Raw genomic sequence first — 19,832 nt, forward strand, 5'->3', positions numbered from 1 at the left:
AAACGGCCTCCGCCCGTCTCACACGGAGGCGGAGGAATATTCCCGCCGGAAGCTCCCGATTCCGCGTACGGACCGCCTGCGGGCCACTTTAACAGATTTCAAACCTTTTTTGATAGAAAACAAACCTCCGTTAGCGGGACAACTCCTAATATTGTAACGTGAAAAATCATATTATTCAATAAAACCAAAAAACTCAACCTATGAAGACAATTGCTACAAAATTGTTGTTGGTCGGAACCCTGTTCTCCCTGGCCGCCCTGCTGCCCGGCTGCAAGGACGATGAGACGGATGCTCCGTACAAGCTGTTCGTCCCGTCGAAAGCGACGGCCACGGCCGAATACAATACGATCACCGTACACTGGACCCAGACCAAAGACGCCGTAGGCTATGAGGTGGCGATGGCGACCGATAACACCTTTTCGGAGATTCTCGAAACCCGCAACCAGGAGTACATCCCCGACACGGACGACAGCCACAAGACGGAATACGACGTCGTATTCGAAGACCTGGAGCCCTTCACGACCTACTATTTCCGTCTGAAAACGCTCTCCGCCGATCCCTCCCGCAACTCCAACTACTCCTACCGCGAGGCCACGACCGGCGAAGAGGCCCCGTTCTTCGATCCCATCGAGGAGGGCGACCTGGGCTACAACTTCGTAAAACTGAGCTGGAGCGAAGCCGTCAACGCGGATAAAATCATCTTCACCGACAAAGCGTCCGCAGTCGAGGAACTGACCCTGAACCTTTCTCCGGAAGCTCTCGAACGGCAAAGCATCTCACTCCGCGGCCGTTTCGTGCCCGGGGTAACCTACCGTGCCAAAATGTACCTGGGAGAAGAATACATCGGTTATATCGACATTCCGTTCCCTTCGGCAGAGAACTACATCACCGAAACGAGCGTCGGCTTCGATTTCGCCACGCTGACGTGGAACGAAAAACTCTTCGTGAACAAGGTCGTGCTGACCTCCGCAGGCGGAACGGACGGCCCGTTCACCAAGGAGCTGACCACAGAGGAGATCAACGCCCACCAGGCAACGATCACCGGGCTCACCAGCGGCGCCACCTACAAGGCCACGCTCTACTGGGATGCCCAGGAACTCACCCAGTCGGCCGACATTACCACCAATGTTCTCGACGGTGAGATCGTCAGCGACCCCGCGACACTGAAGGAAAAGATTGAAAACGCTGCGGACGGAGCCAAACTCTACCTGCCGGCCGACCTCGTATTCGACTATTCGGAAGAGGATCTTCCCCTTACTAAAAATATCACACTGGTAGGACTTCCCAGCAGCACCACGGGCAAATCGACGCCGCTGATCTACGTCAAAGCATTCACGATCGGCGGAGCCGCTGCAACGGGCGACCTGCAACTGAATTCGATCCGTTTCGAGAATCTGGAAATTTCCGGTCTGATGCCGGAGCAGGACATCGCTACGACCGCACCCAACAACCGGTGCTTCTATGTAGATATCGCCGGCCGCAGCGTAACTCTCAATTCGTTCGAACTCGTCGGCTGTACGATCCACGGATACTCTCGCTACATGTTCGGCCTCGAACCGACCGATGCAGACGCCTTCTTCCGGGTCTACAATATCACGATAGACGATTGTATCATCTACGATCTCGGACGCAACCCCGGCGGTTTCCAGTCCATCTTCCATTTCAATGCGAACAAAGGAAATGCCAACTATGCGCTGGACGGCACGCTGACGATGAAAAACAGTACGATCTACAACATCTGGTACGGCATCATCGAACTCCAGAAGAACAGTTGTATCAAGCCTGAACCGTCCAATCTCAAAGTAGTTATCGAAAACTGCACGATGGATAAGTTCGGCGTACCGATGGAAGGCGTATATCTTCCTGTAAAAACGAACGGATCTACCCGTAACGGACTTGGGTTCAACAACTATACCAATGTCCCCGTCACTATTCAGAACACGCTGTTCGGCCAGTTCATCTACATTGAAAGCGGTACGCTGGAAACAGGTTCGAAAGGTCCGAAAGATTTCCACCGGAACTGTATCAACGCGATGCCGGATTTCGTAAATTCGAATTATGTCGGAGAAGGAACAAGACCCGATGGTTACTCGAATACCCGTCAACTGCGCGGTGCAGATAAATTCGCCTTACAGGGTATAAGCTACGATCTCATGTTCCCGAACCGGGCAACAGATGACTATACGCCCGCCGACGATTACAAGGCAAAAGGTCTGGGCGACCCCAGATGGTTGAAATAAACTGTAGGAAACGATAATGGAACAGGGTGGGAAATTCCCACCCTGTTTTTTCCCGGAGGCATCCGCTGCCGGAAACGACCGAAAAACGACGAAACCGATACACATGAACACATCACGCCACAATATCAGACGCACGGCGGCCCTGCTGGCCGCGGCGGCCTTCTGCCTTCTCGCCGCATGCGGCAAGGACGGCACGGACGGAGACGACGGAAACAACGGAAACGGAGGGGGCAACGGAGGCGGAGGCGTCACGCCGCCCCCCGTCGAAGAGCAAGTCATCTATGCCGCTCCCGGCGGTTTCAGCAACAACGAGGGGACGTTCGAAAGCCCGTACGACCTGAAAACGGCCATTTCGAAACTCCGGCCCGGCTGGACGCTCTACCTGCGCGGGGGAGAGTACAATATCAGGGCCCGGATCGACATGAACAAGAACATACAGGGCACGCCCACGGCTTCGTCCCCGATCCGGATATGGGCCTACGCCGACGAAAAACCCGTAATCAACTGCCGGCATGCGGTCGGAACGGCCGACAACCCCTACACGGAGGGAATCCGCAACAAGGACGTGGACTACGTGCACTGGAAGGGACTGGAACTGAAAAACGCCTGGAACCACGGGTTCCGCATCGAATACGCCTCGCACAACACCTACGAGAACTGCGTGTCGCACCACAATTCGGGAGCCGGTTTTTTCATCGGGTTCAGCAACGAGAAGATGGACCGGGACGACATCAATCCGGACGGTGAATCGTGTGCCTACAACGTCTATATCAACTGCGACGCCTACATGAATTTCGACTACCACACCTACAAGGGCGGCGGAGCCGAACACACTCCCGGCACGAATGCCGACGGTTTCGCGGCCAAGTGCAAGCCGGGCAAGGGCAACAAGTACTACAACTGCCGGGCATGGAGCAATTCGGACGACGGCTGGGACCTGTACGAAGCGACGGGCGGCGTGGAAATGATCAACTGCTGGTGCTGGAGGACCTCGATCTGGACGGACTACGAGGAGATGTACAAAGAGCGCATCCGATGGGAAAAGGAGGATGGAATATATAAGGGAAACTTTGCGGACGAACTGACGGAAGATATTTTTAAAGGCAATGGGAACGGCTTCAAGATGGGCGGGGCCTGCTATTTCAGCAACGGGGCCAACTGGGAGAACGACAACCACCTTTCGCGGGGCATCCATGTGCTGCGCCACTGCATTTCGTTCAACAACCTGCGCTGGGGATTCGACCAGAACAACCACGTGGACGGCGCCTACGTGGAGAACTGCATCGCGTTCAACAACGGGAACACAAAGAATCTCAGCAACTTCGGATTCCGTCAGATCAACATGCACGGCACGAAGTTCGTGTTCCGCAACTGCATTTCGTTCGGGGCCAAAAACCGGGACTCCTTCACCAACGCCACCTGCGAATTCGACCACAATTCGTGGAACGAAATCAAGGACAGAAGCAAGTCGTGGACGCCTTTCGACGCCACGGCCTCGTACAACACCTATAAAGCTCAGTTCATCTCCCTTTCCGAAGAGGATGCCGGAGCCCCGCGCAAGGCCGACGGTTCGCTGCCCGACCGTTTCGGACGCCTGGCGGCAGGCAGCATATTCATCGACATGGGAGCCCCGACGGCCGACATAGACACCTACGCGGAGACCTCTGCCCTGGGCGGATACGACCGGCCGGAGCGATACAATACGATCAGACTGTCGCCCATCCCCTACTCCGGCCCGGCTCCCGATCTGGGAATGTACGAATACGGCAACTGACCGGACAATCGGTTTCGGCAGAGCGAAACACGTGATTTCCGGGAAAAATCACTATTTTGTACCTTCGAAAATCCGGCGGCGGTACGCCGCCGGGAAGAAAGACACTGAAAACGACTGCAATATGATGAAGAAAATCGTACTGGCCGCTGCCGTCCTGCTCGGTTGTTGCGGCATGGCCAAAGCCCCCGAAAAAGAGATCACCGTCTATCTGATCGGCGACTCCACCTGCGCCACCAAGAGCGAGAGCGCCCGGCCCGAAACCGGATGGGGCGAAAAACTCGGCCAGCATTTCAGGAAGGGCGTGAAGGTGGACAACCGCGCCCTGAACGGCCGGAGCACCAAAAGTTTCCGTGACCAGGGACATTGGGACAAAATCCTCGGGACTCTCCGTCCGGGCGATTTCGTCTTCATTCAGTTCGGGCACAACGACCAGAAAGAGAGCGATCCCAAACGGTATTCCGACCCCGAAACGTTCGGCAGCAACCTGAAACGTTACATCGAAGAAACCCGGGCCAAAGGAGCCGTTCCGGTGCTGCTCACTTCGATCGCCCGCCGGAAATTCGACGCGAAAGGCAAACCCGCCCAAACGCTCAGACGCTATACCTCCGTCACCCGCCAGGTAGCCGAACAGACCGCCACCCCGCTGATCGACATGGACGCGAAGACCCGCGCCCTGCTGGAGGAGATGGGGCCCGAGGCCTCGAAAAGCATCTACCTCTGGGCCAAAAAGAGCGACTACCCCAACCTGAAAGCGGACAAGAAAGACGACACACACCTCAATCCCGACGGAGCCGAACGGTATGCGTCGATGGTCGTGGACGGCATCCGCGAACAACAGATCGAACCGCTGATCGAAAACCTGAAGAAAAAATAATCCACTGCCCCATGTTCAAGAAAATCGTACTGGCCGCCGCCGTCCTGCTCGGTTGCTGCGGCATGGCCAAAGCCCCCGAAAAAGAGATCACCGTCTATCTGATCGGCGATTCCACCTGTGCCGTCAAAAAAGAGAGCGTCCGGCCCGAAACCGGGTGGGGCGAGAAACTCGGCCAGCACTTCAAGAAGGGCGTCGTCGTAGACAACCGCACCCTGAACGGCCGGAGTTCAAAAAGTTTCCGCAACGAAGGACGCTGGAAAGAGGTCCTCGAAGTACTTCGTCCGGGCGATTTCGTCTTCATCCAGTTCGGGCACAACGACCAGTCCAGACACAAACCCGAACGGTTCTCCGATCCGGAAACTTTCGGAAAAAATCTGGCGCTCTATATCGAAGAGACCCGGGCCAAAGGAGCCGTTCCTGTGCTGCTCACCTCGATCGCCCGCCGGAAATTCGACGCGCAGGGCAAGCCGGTGGATTCGCACAAAAATTACATGCAGGTCACCCGCCGGGTAGCCGAACAGACCGGCACCCCGCTGATCGACATGGACGTGAAGACCCGCGCCCTGCTGGAGGAGATGGGACCCGAGGCCTCGAAAAGCATCTATCTCTGGGCCAAAAAGAGCGATTATCCCAATCTGAAAGAGGATAAACGGGACGATACCCATCTGAATGCGGCCGGAGCCGAAAAATATGCACAGATCGTCGCAGACGGCATCCGCGAACTGAAGCTCGAACCGCTGGCCGGTAAACTGAGAAAGATAAAATAACCCGCGCTCCCATGTTCCTCCGACGGAAAATATCGGCTGCGATCCGGATCGACCCGTTGACAATGAAGTAACAACACGGTAAAAAATACGACATTTCCCTTTCAAACGGTAACACCAAAACCCTAATCACTACATGAAAAAACTGATCTTCCTGATGTTGGGCGCGTGGCTGGGCGCCGCCCTCCCGGCAGGGGCCGCGGCAGTAAAACCGAAAGCCGTCCCTTCGTTCTGTTCCAGCAGCATCTATCTCTCCGCTCCACGCGGCAGCGAATGCAGACTCGCGTTCCGCGAAGAGGGCGAAAGCGAATGGAAAAAGGCCTACACTCCGATTTACGACACGATCGCCCGGGAATTCCGGGGCAGCATCGTGCGGCTGAAGGAGAACACCCCCTACGAAGTAAAAGCCGAACTCTTCACGGACGGCAGGAAAACGGGCGAAGGAATCACGGCCTTCCGTACCTGGAATTCGAATCCCCCGATCGGGAAAACCTACAAGATCAGCGAATTCATGCCCGACGCCGACGGGGCCGTCGTGGTCTCCGGAATCATGGGCCGGCAGAAGGCATGGATAAAAATCACAGGCGACAAGGCGATCGAAGCCGGCCGGGAAGGGACCTATGCGCTCAAGGTAGAAAACTGCCGCTACGTGATCTTCGAAGGGCTGACCGTACGCGGCGGAGGCATGCACGGCATCCACGTCAAGGAGACGGCCGAGGATGTGCGTTTCGTCAACTGCGACGTTTCGGACTGGGGCCGCATTCCGGTCGACCAGACCAAAGACGGCTTCTACCTCGACTCCGAAGGCCGCAAGATCAACAACGACGCCGGATTCCGCATCGAACGCACCCTGAACACGGTCGTGGAGCGCTGCTGGGTCCACGACCCTGCCGGACTGACCAATCCGTGGAAAGGCATCCTCAAACTTGGGGCTTTCGCCGGACAGAAATTTCCGCGGGCCCATCCGCAGGGGCCCAACGCCGTGCATGTGAACCAGCTCCGGGGCGGATGCGTACTGCGCTACAACGACTTCTGCGGCAGCCAGACCCACCGCTACAACGACCCGGTGGAAGGGGCCCAGAACCGCGACATCGCGGGCGGATTCAACCGCGACGCCGACATCTACGGCAACGTGATGGCTTTCGGGCAGGACGACATCATCGAACTGGACGGCGGACAGTGCAATGTCCGGGTATTCGACAACCGCATGGAACAGACCTATTGCGGCGTCAGCACGGCACCCAACGTAAAAGGTCCCAGCTACATCTTCCAGAACGTGCTCTGGAATCCCGGCAACGAATACGGCGACACGGGCAATGCCGTGAAGAACGGCGGAGGCTTCACGTACAGTTTCGGCATTCAGTTCCTCTTTTCCAACACGATGCTCTTTCCCCGGGGCGGCATGTCGAGCGTGGGATACGGCAACGAACCCTCGCCGGTCCGGGGACGGTTCCATGCCGTGACCCGCAATAACATTTTCTGCCAGCTCACGCCCGATAGCCCGGACGCCGTCCGCTATTCCATCAGCGACAAGGTGCTCACCCCCACCAACGACTTCGATTACGACATGATCGCCTCGATGAAAAACCCGGGAGGACGCGGCAACATACTCGCCCGCGAGGGTTCGGAGCCCCACGGCGTGTTCGCCGCCCCCTCCTTCACCGATCTGGAGAAAGGTATCCTAACACTTGCCGCAGACGATCCGGGAATCGACAAGGGAACCGCCATTACCAATTTCGTGGAACAGTATACCGGCAAGGCCCCCGACCTGGGCGCCTTCGAACGGGGCGCTTCGTCGCTGATGCCCCGCCGTCCGATCGACGCGGAGGCCGACCGCTATATCGTCTACATGAAAGAGGGACAGCCCGAACAGGTGAATATCCGTTTCGGAAAGATCACCCCGACCACCTACGAAGTCTGCATGAGCGACGACATGGGCCCCTGGCTGATGGTAGACCATACTTCGGGCGAACTCCGCGAGGGTCAGACGCTCACCCTGACACTGAGGCTCTCCGGCCGGGTGGACTACGACCGTAAAGGCATGATCTTCGTACGGATGGCCGACGGTTTTTCAGTTCCCATCAGCATAATGCCCGCCCGATAAGAAAGAGAATAACCGTGAACCGAAACCGTACGGAACACATACAGGCCCGGACCGGTATCCGACACGTTCTGCTCGCCGCCGCGCTCCTGAGCCGGATCGGCATATCCGAAGCAGCCGAACCGACACCCCGGCAGACGCTGCGGGAAGACTTTTCGCAGGGTCTCGCCCGTTGGGTGGCGGAGGACGACCCTTCGGCCCGGGCCCGGTTCTCGTTCCGGGGCGACACGGCGGAGATACGGACACCGAAAGGGCTCACGCTCTGGTTCGACCGCAAATTGTCGGGCGACTACACCGTCAGCTACGACGTGCTGTTTCTGGTCGACACGGCCAGGGACGAGCGGCTCAGCGACCTGAACTGTTTCTGGAACGCCTCCGATCCCCGGCATCCCGATTCGCTCTTCTTCGATTCGGCCTGGCGGCAGGGCATTTTCGCCCGCTACAATACGCTGAACCTCTATTACGTGGGACACGGCGGGAATGACAACACGACCACCCGGTTCCGCAAATACCACGGCCTCCGCTGCGACCGCACGGAGCCGAAGAAGAATGCCGACCGCATCAAACCGTTGCTCCAGGGCTATACCGAGCCGGAATACCTCCTCCGGGAAGGCCGCTGGGAGCATATCGAAATCCGGGTGCGCGGCAACCGGTCGGAATACCTCTGCAACGGACGGCTGCTGTTCCGCCACGACGACAACGCCCCCTACCGGGAGGGTTATTTCGGCCTGCGGCTGCTACGCAACCGGATTCTGCTGACCAACTTCCGGATCGACGAATACTGATCCCCCGCTCCCGGACGAAAGCGGGAGCCGGCCTTGCCGAACCCGTTCCGATGCAACCGGATAAAAAACAGAGGGGACCTGTCGCCTGACAGGTCCCCTCTGTTTTTACGGGCAGCCGATCAATGGCATCCGCAACCGCATCCGCCGTCACCCTCGCAGCTTCCGGCATCGTCGCAGCCGCAACTGCATCCGCCGTGCGGCATCCTGTCGGCCTCGGTAGCCTCGCGCACGGCCACGACCGTCCCCTTGAAATCGAGCGCCTTGCCAGCCATCGGATGGTTGAAGTCCATCGTCACCGAATTCTCGGCCACGGCCTTCACGGTACCTACCATACGGTTCCCCTGGTTGTCGCTCATCGGCAGCTGATTGCCCACGGTCAGCAGACCGTCTTCGATCTTTCCGTCGATCATGAAAATATCTTTGGGCAGCTCGACCACGGCCTCGGGTATCTGCTCGCCGTAGGCATCGCCGGCCGCCAGACCGAACTCGAACTTATCGCCCGGCTGCAGCCCCTTGAGCTCCGCCTCGAACTTGGGAAGCAGATAGCCCGCGCCGTAAACAAACTCCAGCGGATGTTCGGCCGGTACGGTCTCGATCACTTCGCCGTTCACCGTCAGCGTATAGCTGAGCGATACAAATGTGTTTTCTCCAATTTTCATCTTATGCGTTATTAATGTGTATATGCGTTGAAATGACAAAGTTAAAAATTCCGCCCGGGATTCCGCCATAAATCGGAAATAAAAGTTCCCACGAGGATACACGGGCCGAAGAGCGCAAGAATCTTACCGAACGGGCTCCTCCGCTGGACCTATCCGGCGCAGCGTCCTCCGGTCGCCCGCAATCAGCCTGTCGATCAGCCGGGCCGCCCGGTCACGGTCGGCCCCTTCGCGGAACACCAGACAGGAGTGGCATCCTTCCGGCCCCTCCTCCCAGCGGTTGCTCCCGTCCGGCATCACCACGCAACGGCCGGCGGAACGGTATCCGAAAAAGTCGTCCGCCCGGTCGGTCAGAAGCAGCACCGCGGTCTGGTCCCAGCTGGCCCGCCCGGCGAAACGGTTGTAGAGTTCGTAAGCCCGGCGGACGGGATGCCTGTCCGGAAACCTTCTCTTCAGGTACGGACCGCCGGACCGCACCTCCCGACCGATCTCCCAACCCGAAAAGACCGCACGTCCCGGCCAGTTGTCAAGACAGTAGAGGGTCGCTTCGGGATCGGGACGATAGAAATTGGCCTCCTTCCCTTCCGGAAACCGTCCGCCCATGCAGAGCCACCGGGACACTTTGCGCCCGGCCAGCTGCACGCCCGTGAGCGGCGAGTGTCCGTCCGGAGCGGAGCGGAGCAGATCGCGCAGCGAACTCAGATGGCCGATCGTAAGCACCGTCACACTGCTGTCGGGACTCTCCGCCAGCAATCTGCGGTACAACGAGGCAGCCTCCTCGAAATCCGTCCACGCCCCGGCCGCCCGGGGAAACTCCTCGGCGATCTGACGGGTATAACGCGAGTGGTTCCGCATATTCGCCTGATGGACGTTCACCCCGATCGGCATGTCGGGATACCCGTAAAAGGTGCAGATCGCCTGCGTACAGAGAGCGGCATAGGTATCGTCGCTCGTGACCACGATTCCCCGCAGGTCGACCACGCCCCGGGCATGCAGGTTCAGTAGCATGGCGAGCGCCCCCGCATCGTCCACGTCCGAGTCGATGTCCGTGTCGAGAATCACCCGCCGGGCCGCATCGGCCTGCACACAGGCGCAAAGGGCCAGAAGACACAGACCCAGGTATCGAAACATTCTCTTCATTCCGTCAATTTATAATAATAACGGAGGGAAGGCGGATTCCGTCTTCCCTCCGTACGTTTTTCCTCCGTTACTCCTCTTCATGCAGAGAGGCGCAGGTACAGCACAGGTTGCGGTCTCCGTATCCCCCGTCGATCTTGCTCACATAAGGGAAGAATTTGCTCTCCTTCACCCACCGGAGCGGGAAGGCCGCCTGCATCCGCGAGTAGGGATGCGCCCATCCGTCGGAAGCGATCTCCGGAGCCGTGTGCGGAGCATTGACCAGCAGGTTGTCGGCCTTCTGTTCCTCCCCCGCGGCGGCGATGGCCTCGCATTCGCGCTTGATCGAGATCATCGCCTCGATGAAACGATCCATTTCGGCTTTCGGCTCGCTCTCGGTGGGTTCCACCATGAAAGTGTCGTGCACGGGGAACGAGAGCGTCGGCGCATGGAACCCGTAGTCCATCAGACGACGGGCCACATCGGCGCACTCCACGCCGTAATCCTTGCGGAAATGCTGCAGGTCGAGGATCATCTCGTGCCCCACCCGGCCGTTCTCGCCTGTGTAATAGGTGCGGTATTCGTCTTTCAGCGCACAGGACATATAGTTGGCGTTCAGGATGGCCGTCTCCGTAGCGGCCCGCAGCCCCTTTTCGCCCAGCATTTTGATGTAACCGTAAGTGATCGGCAGCAACATGGCGCTTCCGTAGGGGGCCCCGGCCACGGCCGTGATTCCTTCGCGGCCGCCCGTCTCCACGACCGGATGGGAGGGCAGGAACGGAGCCAGGTGCTTCGCCACGCAGATCGGGCCCACGCCGGGACCGCCGCCGCCATGAGGCATGCCGAAGGTCTTGTGCAGGTTCAGATGGCAGACGTCCGCCCCGATATAGCCCGGATTGGTCAGACCCACCTGGGCGTTCATGTTCGCACCGTCCATGTAGACCTGTCCGCCGGCATCGTGGATGATGTCCACGATCTCCCGGATGCGGCTTTCGAACACGCCGTGCGTGGAAGGATAGGTCACCATGATTCCGGCCAGTTCGCTGGCGTGCTCGGCCGCCTTGGCCCGCAGGTCCTCCACGTCGATGTTGCCGTGTCCGTCGCAGGCCACCACCACGATCTTCATACCGGCCATCGCCGCCGAAGCGGGATTGGTGCCATGCGCCGAAGCGGGAATCAGCACCACATTGCGATGCCCCTGCCCGCGGCTCTGATGCCAGGCCCGGATCACCATGAGGCCCGAATATTCGCCGGCCGCCCCCGAATTGGGTTGCAGCGAAGTGGCGGCGAAGCCCGTAATGACAGCCAGGTCGTGTTCCAGCTCCCGGATCATCTCCAGATAGCCTTCCGCCTGGTCCCTCGGCACGAAGGGGTGCATGTTGCCGAATCCGGCCAGCGACAGCGGCATCATCATGGCCGCCGCGTTGAGCTTCATCGTACACGAACCCAGCGAAATCATGCTGTCGGCCAGCGAAATGTCGCGGTGTTCGAGCCGTTTGATATAACGCATCATATCGGTCTCGTTGCGGTAGAGCCGGAAAACGGGCTCCGTCAGAATCGGACTGCGGCGCACGAGGTTCGCCGGCAGGGCGGCCTGCTGCGGCACCTTCACGCTCCGGGGAGCCTTACGCCCGGCGGCCTCGGCGAAGACGGCCACGACCTGGAGCACCTCCTCGCCGGTCGTCACCTCGTCGAAACTCATCCGCACCCGGTTCTCGTCCGGATAGAAGAAATTGATACCCCGTTCCAGCGCGGCCTGCTGCACGACGGCAGCCTCGGCCTCCACCTCCAGCGTGTCGAAAAAGAGCTCCGAAGCCAGCCTGAAGCCCATCTCCCGGAGCGCGGCGGCCACAGCCGCCGCATGCGTGTGGATGTGCTCGGCGATGCGCCTCAGCCCCTCGGCCCCGTGATAGACGGCATAAAAACCGGACATGGTGGCCATCAGCGCCTGGGCGGTGCAGATGTTCGAAGTGGCCTTTTCGCGTTTGATGTGTTGCTCGCGCATCTGAAGCGCCATGCGCAGCGCCTTGTTGCCCAGCCGGTCGACCGAAACGCCGATGATGCGGCCCGGCATGTTGCGTTTGAACGCCTCGCGCGTGGCCATGAACCCGGCATGCGGGCCCCCGAAGCCCATCGGAAGACCGAAACGCTGGGTCGATCCCACGGCGATGTCGGCCCCCCATTCACCCGGAGCCTTCAGCAGCACGAGCGCCATCGGGTCGCAGGCAGCCGCCACCAGCACGCCGCGGGCATGGGCCGCCGCCGTGAAGTCGTCGTAGTCGTTGACCGCACCGTTGGCCGCGGGATACTGCACCACGGCACCGAACTCGCGGCCCGAGAACTCATAGGTCGAAAAGTCGTCCCGGACGATCTCGATCCCGTACGGTTCCGAACGGGTCAGGAGCAGGTCGAAGGTCTGCGGGAAGATATTCTCGTCCACGAACAGGATGTTGCGGCCCTCCTTCACCGCCTCGCGCGAACGCAGCGCATACATCATGAGCATCGCCTCGGCCGTGGCCGTCGCTTCGTCGAGCAGCGAACAGTTGGCGATCTCCATGCCCGTGAGCGAGATCACCGCCGTCTGGAAATTGAGCAGCGCCTCGAGCCGGCCCTGCGAAATCTCGGCCTGGTAGGGCGTATAGGAGGTGTACCACGAAGGATTTTCGAAGACGTTGCGGGCGATCACTGCAGGGGTCGCCGTGGGATAGTATCCCATGCCGATGAACGAGCGCAGCTGCCGGTTCCTGCCGGCCAGCGCACGGATGTGGGCGGCGAACTCGTATTCGGTCATCCCCTCGGGAAGGTCGAGCGGCTTGCGCAGCCGGATCGAAGCGGGAATCACCTGGGAAATAAGCTCTTCCACACTCCCGACGCCGATCGTCTCCAGCATCGGCCGCAGATCGTCGGGCGCGATGCCCAGGTGACGGTCCGCAAATCTGTCCTGTGCCATAATCTACAAATAAGGTTTTATGTGATTCGTGATTTTCGTTTCCGACACAAATCTACGAATATTTCACGACCCGCGCTTCACAATCCGCCATTTTAATCAACCTTTTGCTAACATTTTGCGACCGTTTTTCCCGTTCCGGTTGCGGATCGTCACCGGGGAACCCGGCGACACCTCCGGGGGACGCCGCATTCCGCCACGGGCATACGGTACCCCCTCCGTTTCCGGAGCTCGGGACATGCCGGAAACGGAAAGCACGCACGGCGTGTCCGCCGAACGCTAATAGGTGAAACTGCTTCCGCCGATAAACTCCCTCAGCAGCGAGGTGGGAGGAATCTCGTCGGGTTTGATCGGGCTGAAATTGTCGATAAAGCGCAACAGGCGGCGGGCCTCCCCGTATTCGGGAATCGTGTCGGGCACCTCGCGCAACATGGGCTCCACGAAACCGCGCAGCACCGAAATCTCGTAGAAGAGCGACGAGTTGAACATCACGTCGGCATTCTCCTGGTAGGGGAAGATATGCCGGTCTTCGCCCCTGCGCACGCTCTCCCAGCGCTGGAGCGTGGCCGTGGCATCGTTGCCCCGGGTGCGGTAGTCCCGCACGATGCGCCGCAGCAGGCGGTTGTCCGTGGTCGAGATGCGCGACAGGTCGTCCATCGACACGGAAGTAAAGGCCGAAATGTATATCTTGAACTTGTAGCGGTCATCCACCTGTTTCGTCAGTTCGGGATTGAGCCCGTGGATACCCTCCACCACCAGCACCGAGCGCTCGTCGAGACTGAGCGGCTTCTCGTGCCACTGCCGCTTGCCGGTGATGAAGTCGTAGCGGGGGACATCCACGCTGCCGCCGTTCATCAGCGTATTGAGGTGCTCGTTGAAAGCGGGCACATCGAGCGCCTCCAGCGCCTCGTAGTCGTAGTCACCGTTCTCGTCCTTCGGGGTCTTCTCCCGCTCCACGAAATAGTCGTCCAGCGAGATCAGCACGGGGTTCAGCCCCAGTATCCGGAGCTGGATGCCCAGCCGCTTGGCGAACGTGGTCTTGCCGCTGGACGAGGGACCCGAAATCAGCACCAGCCGCGCGCCCCGGCTCACGTTGGCGTCGAGGATCGAATCGGCGATGCTGCCCAGTTTCTTCTCGTGGAACGCCTCCGCCACCTTGATCAGTTCGCTCGCCTTGCCTTCCAGCACCTTGGCATTGAGGGAACCGATGGTCGAAACCCCCATCACGTCCACCCACGCCTTGTACTCCTTGAAGATGTCGAACATTTTGTCCTGGTGGATCATCGGCTCCAGCTGGTCGGGATCGGTCCGCTTCGGGATGGCCAGGTAGAGCCCGTTGTAATATTTCCGCACGTCGAACAGATGGATGTAACCGGTCGACACGGCCAGCGCCCCGTAGAAATAGCCCACCATGTTGGCCAGCGAATAGATCGTGGCATAGAGCCGGGGACGGGTGTGCAGCAGGGCTATCTTGTCCTCGAACCCGAGCCGGCGGTACATCTCCTCGGCCTCCTGTGCGAGCACCCGCTGGCGGACGATCGGAATGTCCTGCGCCACCAGTTCGTTCATGCGCGACTTGATCGCGTCGATCTCCGACTGGGGAATGTCGTCCATGCCTTCGATCTCGCAGTAGAAGCCTTTGGACACCGAATGTTTGATGCGGAACTTCCGTTCCGGATAGAGGTCGTAGACCGCCTTGCTCAGCGTGAAGAAGAGCGTGCGCTGGTAGACCCGCATCCCCTCGTAGTGCGTGATGTCGATGAACCGCACCGACAGCGGACAGTATATCCTGTAATCCAGCTCCTTGATCTTGTTGTTCACGTATGCCGCCAGAAAGGGGTGGTCGTTGTGCAGCGAAAGCATCTTCATCACCTCCAGCAACGGCGTTCCCATATTCACATGCAACTGGCAGCCGTTGTTCTCGCAAATTACCTTGACCGTCTCCGTCATCTCGTCTCTCCGTTTATTTATTTCGTACTCAGGCGCAACCGTCTTCCGTCCTCTCTCCGTCCGCAATGATGTTCCGTCCGGTCGCCGGAGGGGAAAACGGCTTCTAAAATAGGAATTTTTCGTACATTTGGCAAATCAAATTTCCATTCCTCCATGAAACGCTCTATATTAAAACTCCGGATTCTACTGTTTATTGCCCTGCCGGCGCTGGCCGCCTCCTGCTGCGGGGAAAAGACCGTGACGATCATCTCCACCAACGACATCCACGGCGGAATCGACCGTTTTCCCTCGCTGGCCACGCTGGTCAAAGAGTACCGCGCGGCCGATTCGGCCCGTCTGCTGCTCATCGACGCCGGCGACCGCTGGACGGGCAACCCCTACGTGGACCTGGCCGAAAAACGGGGTTATCCGATCATCGAACTGATGAACGCACTGGGGTACCAGGCCGCGACCCTCGGCAATCACGAATTCGACCGGGGACAGGCCCTGCTCCAGGAGCGGATCGAAGAGAGCCGCTTCCCGAATCTGGTGGCCAACATGCGGAGCAGCGACAGCGCCCGCTTGCGGGCGCTGCCTCCCTACAAGATATTCAACGTGGACGGCATGCGCATCGCCCTGCTGGGCCTGCTGACCACCTATCCCAACGGACATCCCGTAGGCAAGGACGAACTCTTCACGGGCCTCGCCTTTCCCGATCCGGAACCGACCGCGCTCTCCTACAAAAACCTGCGCGACAGCAGCGACCTGTTCGTCGCCCTGACCCACATCGGCGTGGAGTCCGATTCGCTGCTGGCGACCCGGATGCCCGAACTCGACCTGATTATCGGAGGCCACAGCCACACGGTGCTGCCCGACGGAGGCAAACCCGTGAACGGCGTACTGGTCACCCAGACCGGCAAAGGGCTCAAATATGCGGGCATCACCACCGTCACACTCCGCTGCGGAAAGGTGAAGAAGATCGACAACCGGCTGGTACGGCTCGACACCGTCGCCCCCGACCCCGAGTTCGCCGCGATGGTCGAAACCTACAAATCGGCCCCCGCCCTGCAAAAGAGCGTCGGGTCCACCCGCACCGACCTGCTCAAGGAGGACCTGGCCGGCATTTTCGGCGATGTGATGCGCCGGGCCGCCGGAGCGCAGTTCTCCTTCTACAATCTGGGCGGCGTACGCGTGGACACCCTTCCGGCGGGCCCGGTCACCGTGGCCGAAGTCTTCGGCATGGAACCGTTCGGCAGCACCGTCTACACGCTCGAAATGACCGGAGACCAGCTCCGGGAGCTCCTGCTCAACAAATTCAATTCCGAGGGCAACGAATCGCACAGCATCGACCTCTACCCTTCCGGTCTCGACTATACCGTTCTCACGGACGATGCCGGGGAGGGCGTCGACGTTCTTTTCACCCCGCGCCTCACACCCGGAAAGAAATACAAGGTGGCCCTCTCGGACTACGTACAGGGCGCCTACGACTACTCCCTGCGCGGAACAGCCTCGCCGACCGACCTGATCCTCACCGATCTGCTCACAGACTATTTCGGCAGGAACGACCCGATCGTGAAAACGGCACCCCGCCGCGGACACATCGCCAAACGGAACACGGACGAACAATCGCAAAAAAGAGGGGCATAAACGATTGTTTATCAGAAAAAATTCCTAATTTTGTGGCCTGTTTCCTTCGGGAAATTCTATAAATAATGTCTAACTCATTAATTTGCAACGCACAACTGATTAACATGGAAGAAAACAAAGAAATGCAGGAAGCAGCCCCCGAAGTGGCCGCAACCGCAACCGAAACGGCTCCCGTGGCCGAAAAGGCCGCCGAAGCGGAAGCTCCTGCAAAGGCAGCTGAAAAAAAGGTATCGAACGACGATTTCGACTGGAACGCGTTCGAAAACGACACCGTTCTTTACGGCGGCTCGAAAGAGGAGGTCGCCAAGAAGTACGACGAAACCCTCTCCAACGTACAGGTCGGCGAAGTGGTCGAAGGTACGGTGATCGGCGTGGGCAAACGCGAAGTGGTGGTGAACATCGGGTACAAATCCGAGGGTATCATCCCCGTGAGCGAATTCCGTTACAACCCCGAACTGGCCGTAGGCGAGAAGGTGGAAGTGTATGTGGAAAGCGCCGAGGACAAGAAGGGGCAGCTGCTGCTCTCTCATAAGAAAGCCCGTCAGCTCCGCAGCTGGGACCGCGTGAACGAGGCCCTGGAGAAGGACGAAGTGATCAAGGGTTACATCAAGTGCCGCACCAAGGGCGGTATGATCGTGGACGTGTTCGGCATCGAGGCGTTCCTGCCCGGTTCGCAGATCGACGTGAAACCCATCCGCGACTACGACATCTACGTGGACAAGACCATGGAGTTCAAGGTGGTGAAGATCAACCAAGAGTTCCGCAACGTGGTCGTGTCGCACAAGGCCCTGATCGAGGCCGAACTCGAGGCCCAGAAGAAGGAGATCATGTCCAAGCTGGAGAAGGGCCAGATTCTGGAAGGTACCGTCAAGAACATCACCTCCTACGGCGTATTCATCGACTTGGGCGGCGTAGACGGTCTGATCCACATCACCGACCTGAGCTGGGGCCGGGTGAACCATCCCGAAGAGATCGTTCAGCTCGACCAGAAGCTCAACGTCGTCATCCTCGACTTCGACGACCAGAAGAAACGTATCGCCTTGGGTCTGAAGCAGCTCAGCCCGCATCCGTGGGACGCTCTGGACCCCAATCTGAAGGTGGGCGACAAGGTGAAGGGCAAAGTGGTGGTCATGGCCGACTACGGCGCTTTCATCGAGATCGCTCCCGGAGTGGAGGGTCTGATCCACGTATCGGAAATGTCGTGGAGCCAGCACCTGCGCTCGGCACAGGAATTCATGAAGGTGGGCGACGAAATCGAGGCCGTCATCCTGACCCTCGACCGCGACGAGCGCAAGATGTCGCTCGGCATCAAACAGCTTACGCCCGATCCGTGGGAAAATATCGAGACCAAATACCCCGTCGGCTCGCGCCACACCGCCAAAGTGCGTAACTTCACCAACTTCGGCGTATTCGTAGAGATCGAAGAGGGCATCGACGGACTGATCCACATCTCCGACCTGAGCTGGACGAAGAAAGTGAAACATCCGGCCGAATTCACCCAGATCGGCGCCGACATCGAAGTGGTCGTTCTGGAGATCGACAAGGAGAACCGCCGTCTGAGCCTGGGCCACAAGCAGCTCGAGGAGAACCCCTGGAACCAGTTCGAAGGTCAGTTCGCTGTGGATACCGTCCACGAAGGCACGATCACCGAACTGAACGACAAGGGTGCCGTGGTTGCTCTGGGCGACAACGTAGAGGGCTTCGCCCCCATGCGCCAGCTCGCCAAAGAGGACGGTTCGCAGGTGAAGGTGGGCGACAAGCTCGACTTCAAGGTGCTGGAGTTCTCGAAGGCCACCAAGCGCATCCTGCTGTCCCACACCCGTGTAAACGAGGATGTACGCCGCGCGGAAGACAAGGCCGAACGCGCAGAACGCCGCGCCAAGGAGGAGTCTACCGCCAGCTCCGTGAAGAAGATCAATGCTTCCGTAGAGAAGACCACGCTGGGAGACATTTCCGGTCTGGCCGAACTGAAGGCCCAGATGGAAGCCAGCGCCGCCGAGAAGAAAGGCGAATAAGTCTCTGCATACAGCTTCCGCCGGCATGACCTTCAAAGTTACCATACTCGGTAGCGGTTCGGCTCTGCCTGCGGCAGGAAAACACCACTCTGCTCATGTACTCAACGTACATGAGCAGTTTTATTTGGTGGACTGCGGAGAAGGCACCCAAAGCCGCCTCATGCGCTGCGGCATCCCGCTACTGAAGCTGAACGCCGTCTTCATCACCCACCTGCACGGAGACCATCTGTTCGGGCTTTTCCCGATGATCTCCACGCTGGGCTTGCTCGGCAGACGCACGCCCCTGCACCTGTTCGGTCCCGGACCGTTGAACGAAATGCTGGATTTCCACCTGCGCCATTTCGACACGCAGCTGCCGTTCGAGGTCAAGTTCCACGAGGCGGATACCCGCAGCTACGCCTGTCTCTACGAAAACAAGGTACTGGAGGTGTGGAGCGTCCCGCTGCGCCACCGCATACCCTGCACCGGTTATCTTTTCCGGGAAAAAACCCCTCCGCTCAACGTCCGCAGAGACGCGGTGGAACGTTACGGACTCGGCATCGCCCAATGCGTGGCGGCCAAACGGGGCGAAGACGTCGCCGTCGATACGGAAAGCGGCCCCCTGCTGCTTCCCAACGCCGAAATCGCCTACCGGCCCTACGAACCGCGCAGCTACGCCTATCTGAGCGACACGCTCTACTCGGCCAAGGCCGCATCGCTCGTCCGGGGAGCCGACCTGCTCTACCACGAAGCCACTTTCGCAGACGCCGACCGGGCCCTTGCCCGCCAGACGGGCCATTCGACCACGTTGCAAGCCGCCAAGGCCGCCCTCGCGGCCGGAGCGGAACGGCTGCTGATCGGTCACTTTTCCGCCCGGTACAAAGACGACGAGGCGATGGCCTCCGAGGCACGCACTCTGTTTCCGAATACGGAAGCGGCCGTCGAGGGAAGGACCTATGCGATCGCACCCCGGACCAATCCCCTCAAATGCTGAAACAGCCTGCC

Annotated in this window: 13 protein-coding genes; 9 read left to right on the forward strand and 4 right to left on the reverse strand. The window is 59.4% G+C overall.

Going from position 1 to position 19,832, the window contains the following annotated elements; translation table 11 throughout:
* Positions 1-200 precede the first annotated feature (200 nt).
* From INF32_RS06720 to INF32_RS06745, 6 genes are all read left to right on the forward strand, one after another.
* Positions 201-2,240 carry a fibronectin type III domain-containing protein gene (locus tag INF32_RS06720; protein WP_226387587.1) on the forward strand — a complete coding sequence of 680 codons (2,040 nt, stop codon included), beginning with the start codon at positions 201-203 and terminating at the stop codon, positions 2,238-2,240.
* Positions 2,241-2,343: 103 nt separating this feature from the next.
* Positions 2,344-4,014: a right-handed parallel beta-helix repeat-containing protein gene (locus tag INF32_RS06725; protein ID WP_226387588.1), complete on the forward strand. Its 1,671-nt coding sequence runs from the start codon at positions 2,344-2,346 to the stop codon at positions 4,012-4,014.
* A gap of 121 nt (positions 4,015-4,135) precedes the next feature.
* Complete coding sequence (locus INF32_RS06730) at positions 4,136-4,888, forward strand: rhamnogalacturonan acetylesterase (RefSeq protein ID WP_226387589.1); 753 nt, start codon at positions 4,136-4,138, stop codon at positions 4,886-4,888.
* Between the two features lie 11 nt (positions 4,889-4,899).
* A complete protein-coding gene (locus tag INF32_RS06735; RefSeq protein ID WP_226387590.1) occupies positions 4,900-5,655 on the forward strand; it encodes a rhamnogalacturonan acetylesterase in 756 nt (251 codons plus the stop codon).
* A gap of 133 nt (positions 5,656-5,788) precedes the next feature.
* Complete coding sequence (locus INF32_RS06740; RefSeq protein WP_226387591.1) at positions 5,789-7,756, forward strand: right-handed parallel beta-helix repeat-containing protein; 1,968 nt, start codon at positions 5,789-5,791, stop codon at positions 7,754-7,756.
* A gap of 14 nt (positions 7,757-7,770) precedes the next feature.
* The gene (locus INF32_RS06745) at positions 7,771-8,538 is read left to right on the forward strand and encodes a DUF6250 domain-containing protein (protein ID WP_226387592.1); all 768 of its coding nucleotides are present in this window, start codon (positions 7,771-7,773) and stop codon (positions 8,536-8,538) included.
* 119 nt (positions 8,539-8,657) lie between these two features.
* On the opposite strand, the gene INF32_RS06750 is transcribed toward INF32_RS06745, so the two are convergent.
* From INF32_RS06750 to INF32_RS06765, 4 genes are all read right to left on the reverse strand, one after another.
* A complete protein-coding gene (locus tag INF32_RS06750; RefSeq protein WP_226387593.1) occupies positions 8,658-9,197 on the reverse strand; it encodes an FKBP-type peptidyl-prolyl cis-trans isomerase in 540 nt (179 codons plus the stop codon).
* A 123-nt stretch (positions 9,198-9,320) separates the two neighbouring features.
* On the reverse strand, positions 9,321-10,334 hold the full coding sequence (locus tag INF32_RS06755; RefSeq protein WP_226387594.1) for a nucleoside hydrolase: 1,014 nt from the start codon (positions 10,332-10,334) through the stop codon (positions 9,321-9,323).
* A gap of 67 nt (positions 10,335-10,401) precedes the next feature.
* A complete protein-coding gene (gcvP, locus tag INF32_RS06760; protein ID WP_226387595.1) occupies positions 10,402-13,260 on the reverse strand; it encodes an aminomethyl-transferring glycine dehydrogenase in 2,859 nt (952 codons plus the stop codon).
* Positions 13,261-13,536: 276 nt separating this feature from the next.
* The gene (locus INF32_RS06765; RefSeq protein WP_226387596.1) at positions 13,537-15,207 is read right to left on the reverse strand and encodes a nucleoside kinase; all 1,671 of its coding nucleotides are present in this window, start codon (positions 15,205-15,207) and stop codon (positions 13,537-13,539) included.
* 153 nt (positions 15,208-15,360) lie between these two features.
* On the opposite strand from INF32_RS06765, the gene INF32_RS06770 reads away from it, so the two are divergent.
* The 3 genes from INF32_RS06770 to INF32_RS06780 all read left to right on the forward strand — a co-directional run bounded on the left by INF32_RS06770 (position 15,361) and on the right by INF32_RS06780 (position 19,821).
* Positions 15,361-16,833 (forward strand): bifunctional metallophosphatase/5'-nucleotidase, encoded by a 1,473-nt coding sequence (locus INF32_RS06770; RefSeq protein WP_226387597.1) that lies wholly within the window; start codon positions 15,361-15,363, stop codon positions 16,831-16,833.
* A 104-nt stretch (positions 16,834-16,937) separates the two neighbouring features.
* Positions 16,938-18,848 carry a 30S ribosomal protein S1 gene (rpsA, locus tag INF32_RS06775; RefSeq protein WP_226387598.1) on the forward strand — a complete coding sequence of 637 codons (1,911 nt, stop codon included), beginning with the start codon at positions 16,938-16,940 and terminating at the stop codon, positions 18,846-18,848.
* Positions 18,849-18,873: 25 nt separating this feature from the next.
* Positions 18,874-19,821 carry a ribonuclease Z gene (locus INF32_RS06780; protein ID WP_226387599.1) on the forward strand — a complete coding sequence of 316 codons (948 nt, stop codon included), beginning with the start codon at positions 18,874-18,876 and terminating at the stop codon, positions 19,819-19,821.
* Positions 19,822-19,832: the final 11 nt, after the last annotated feature.

The organism is Gallalistipes aquisgranensis, from assembly GCF_014982715.1.
GTDB lineage: Bacteria > Bacteroidota > Bacteroidia > Bacteroidales > Rikenellaceae > Gallalistipes > Gallalistipes aquisgranensis.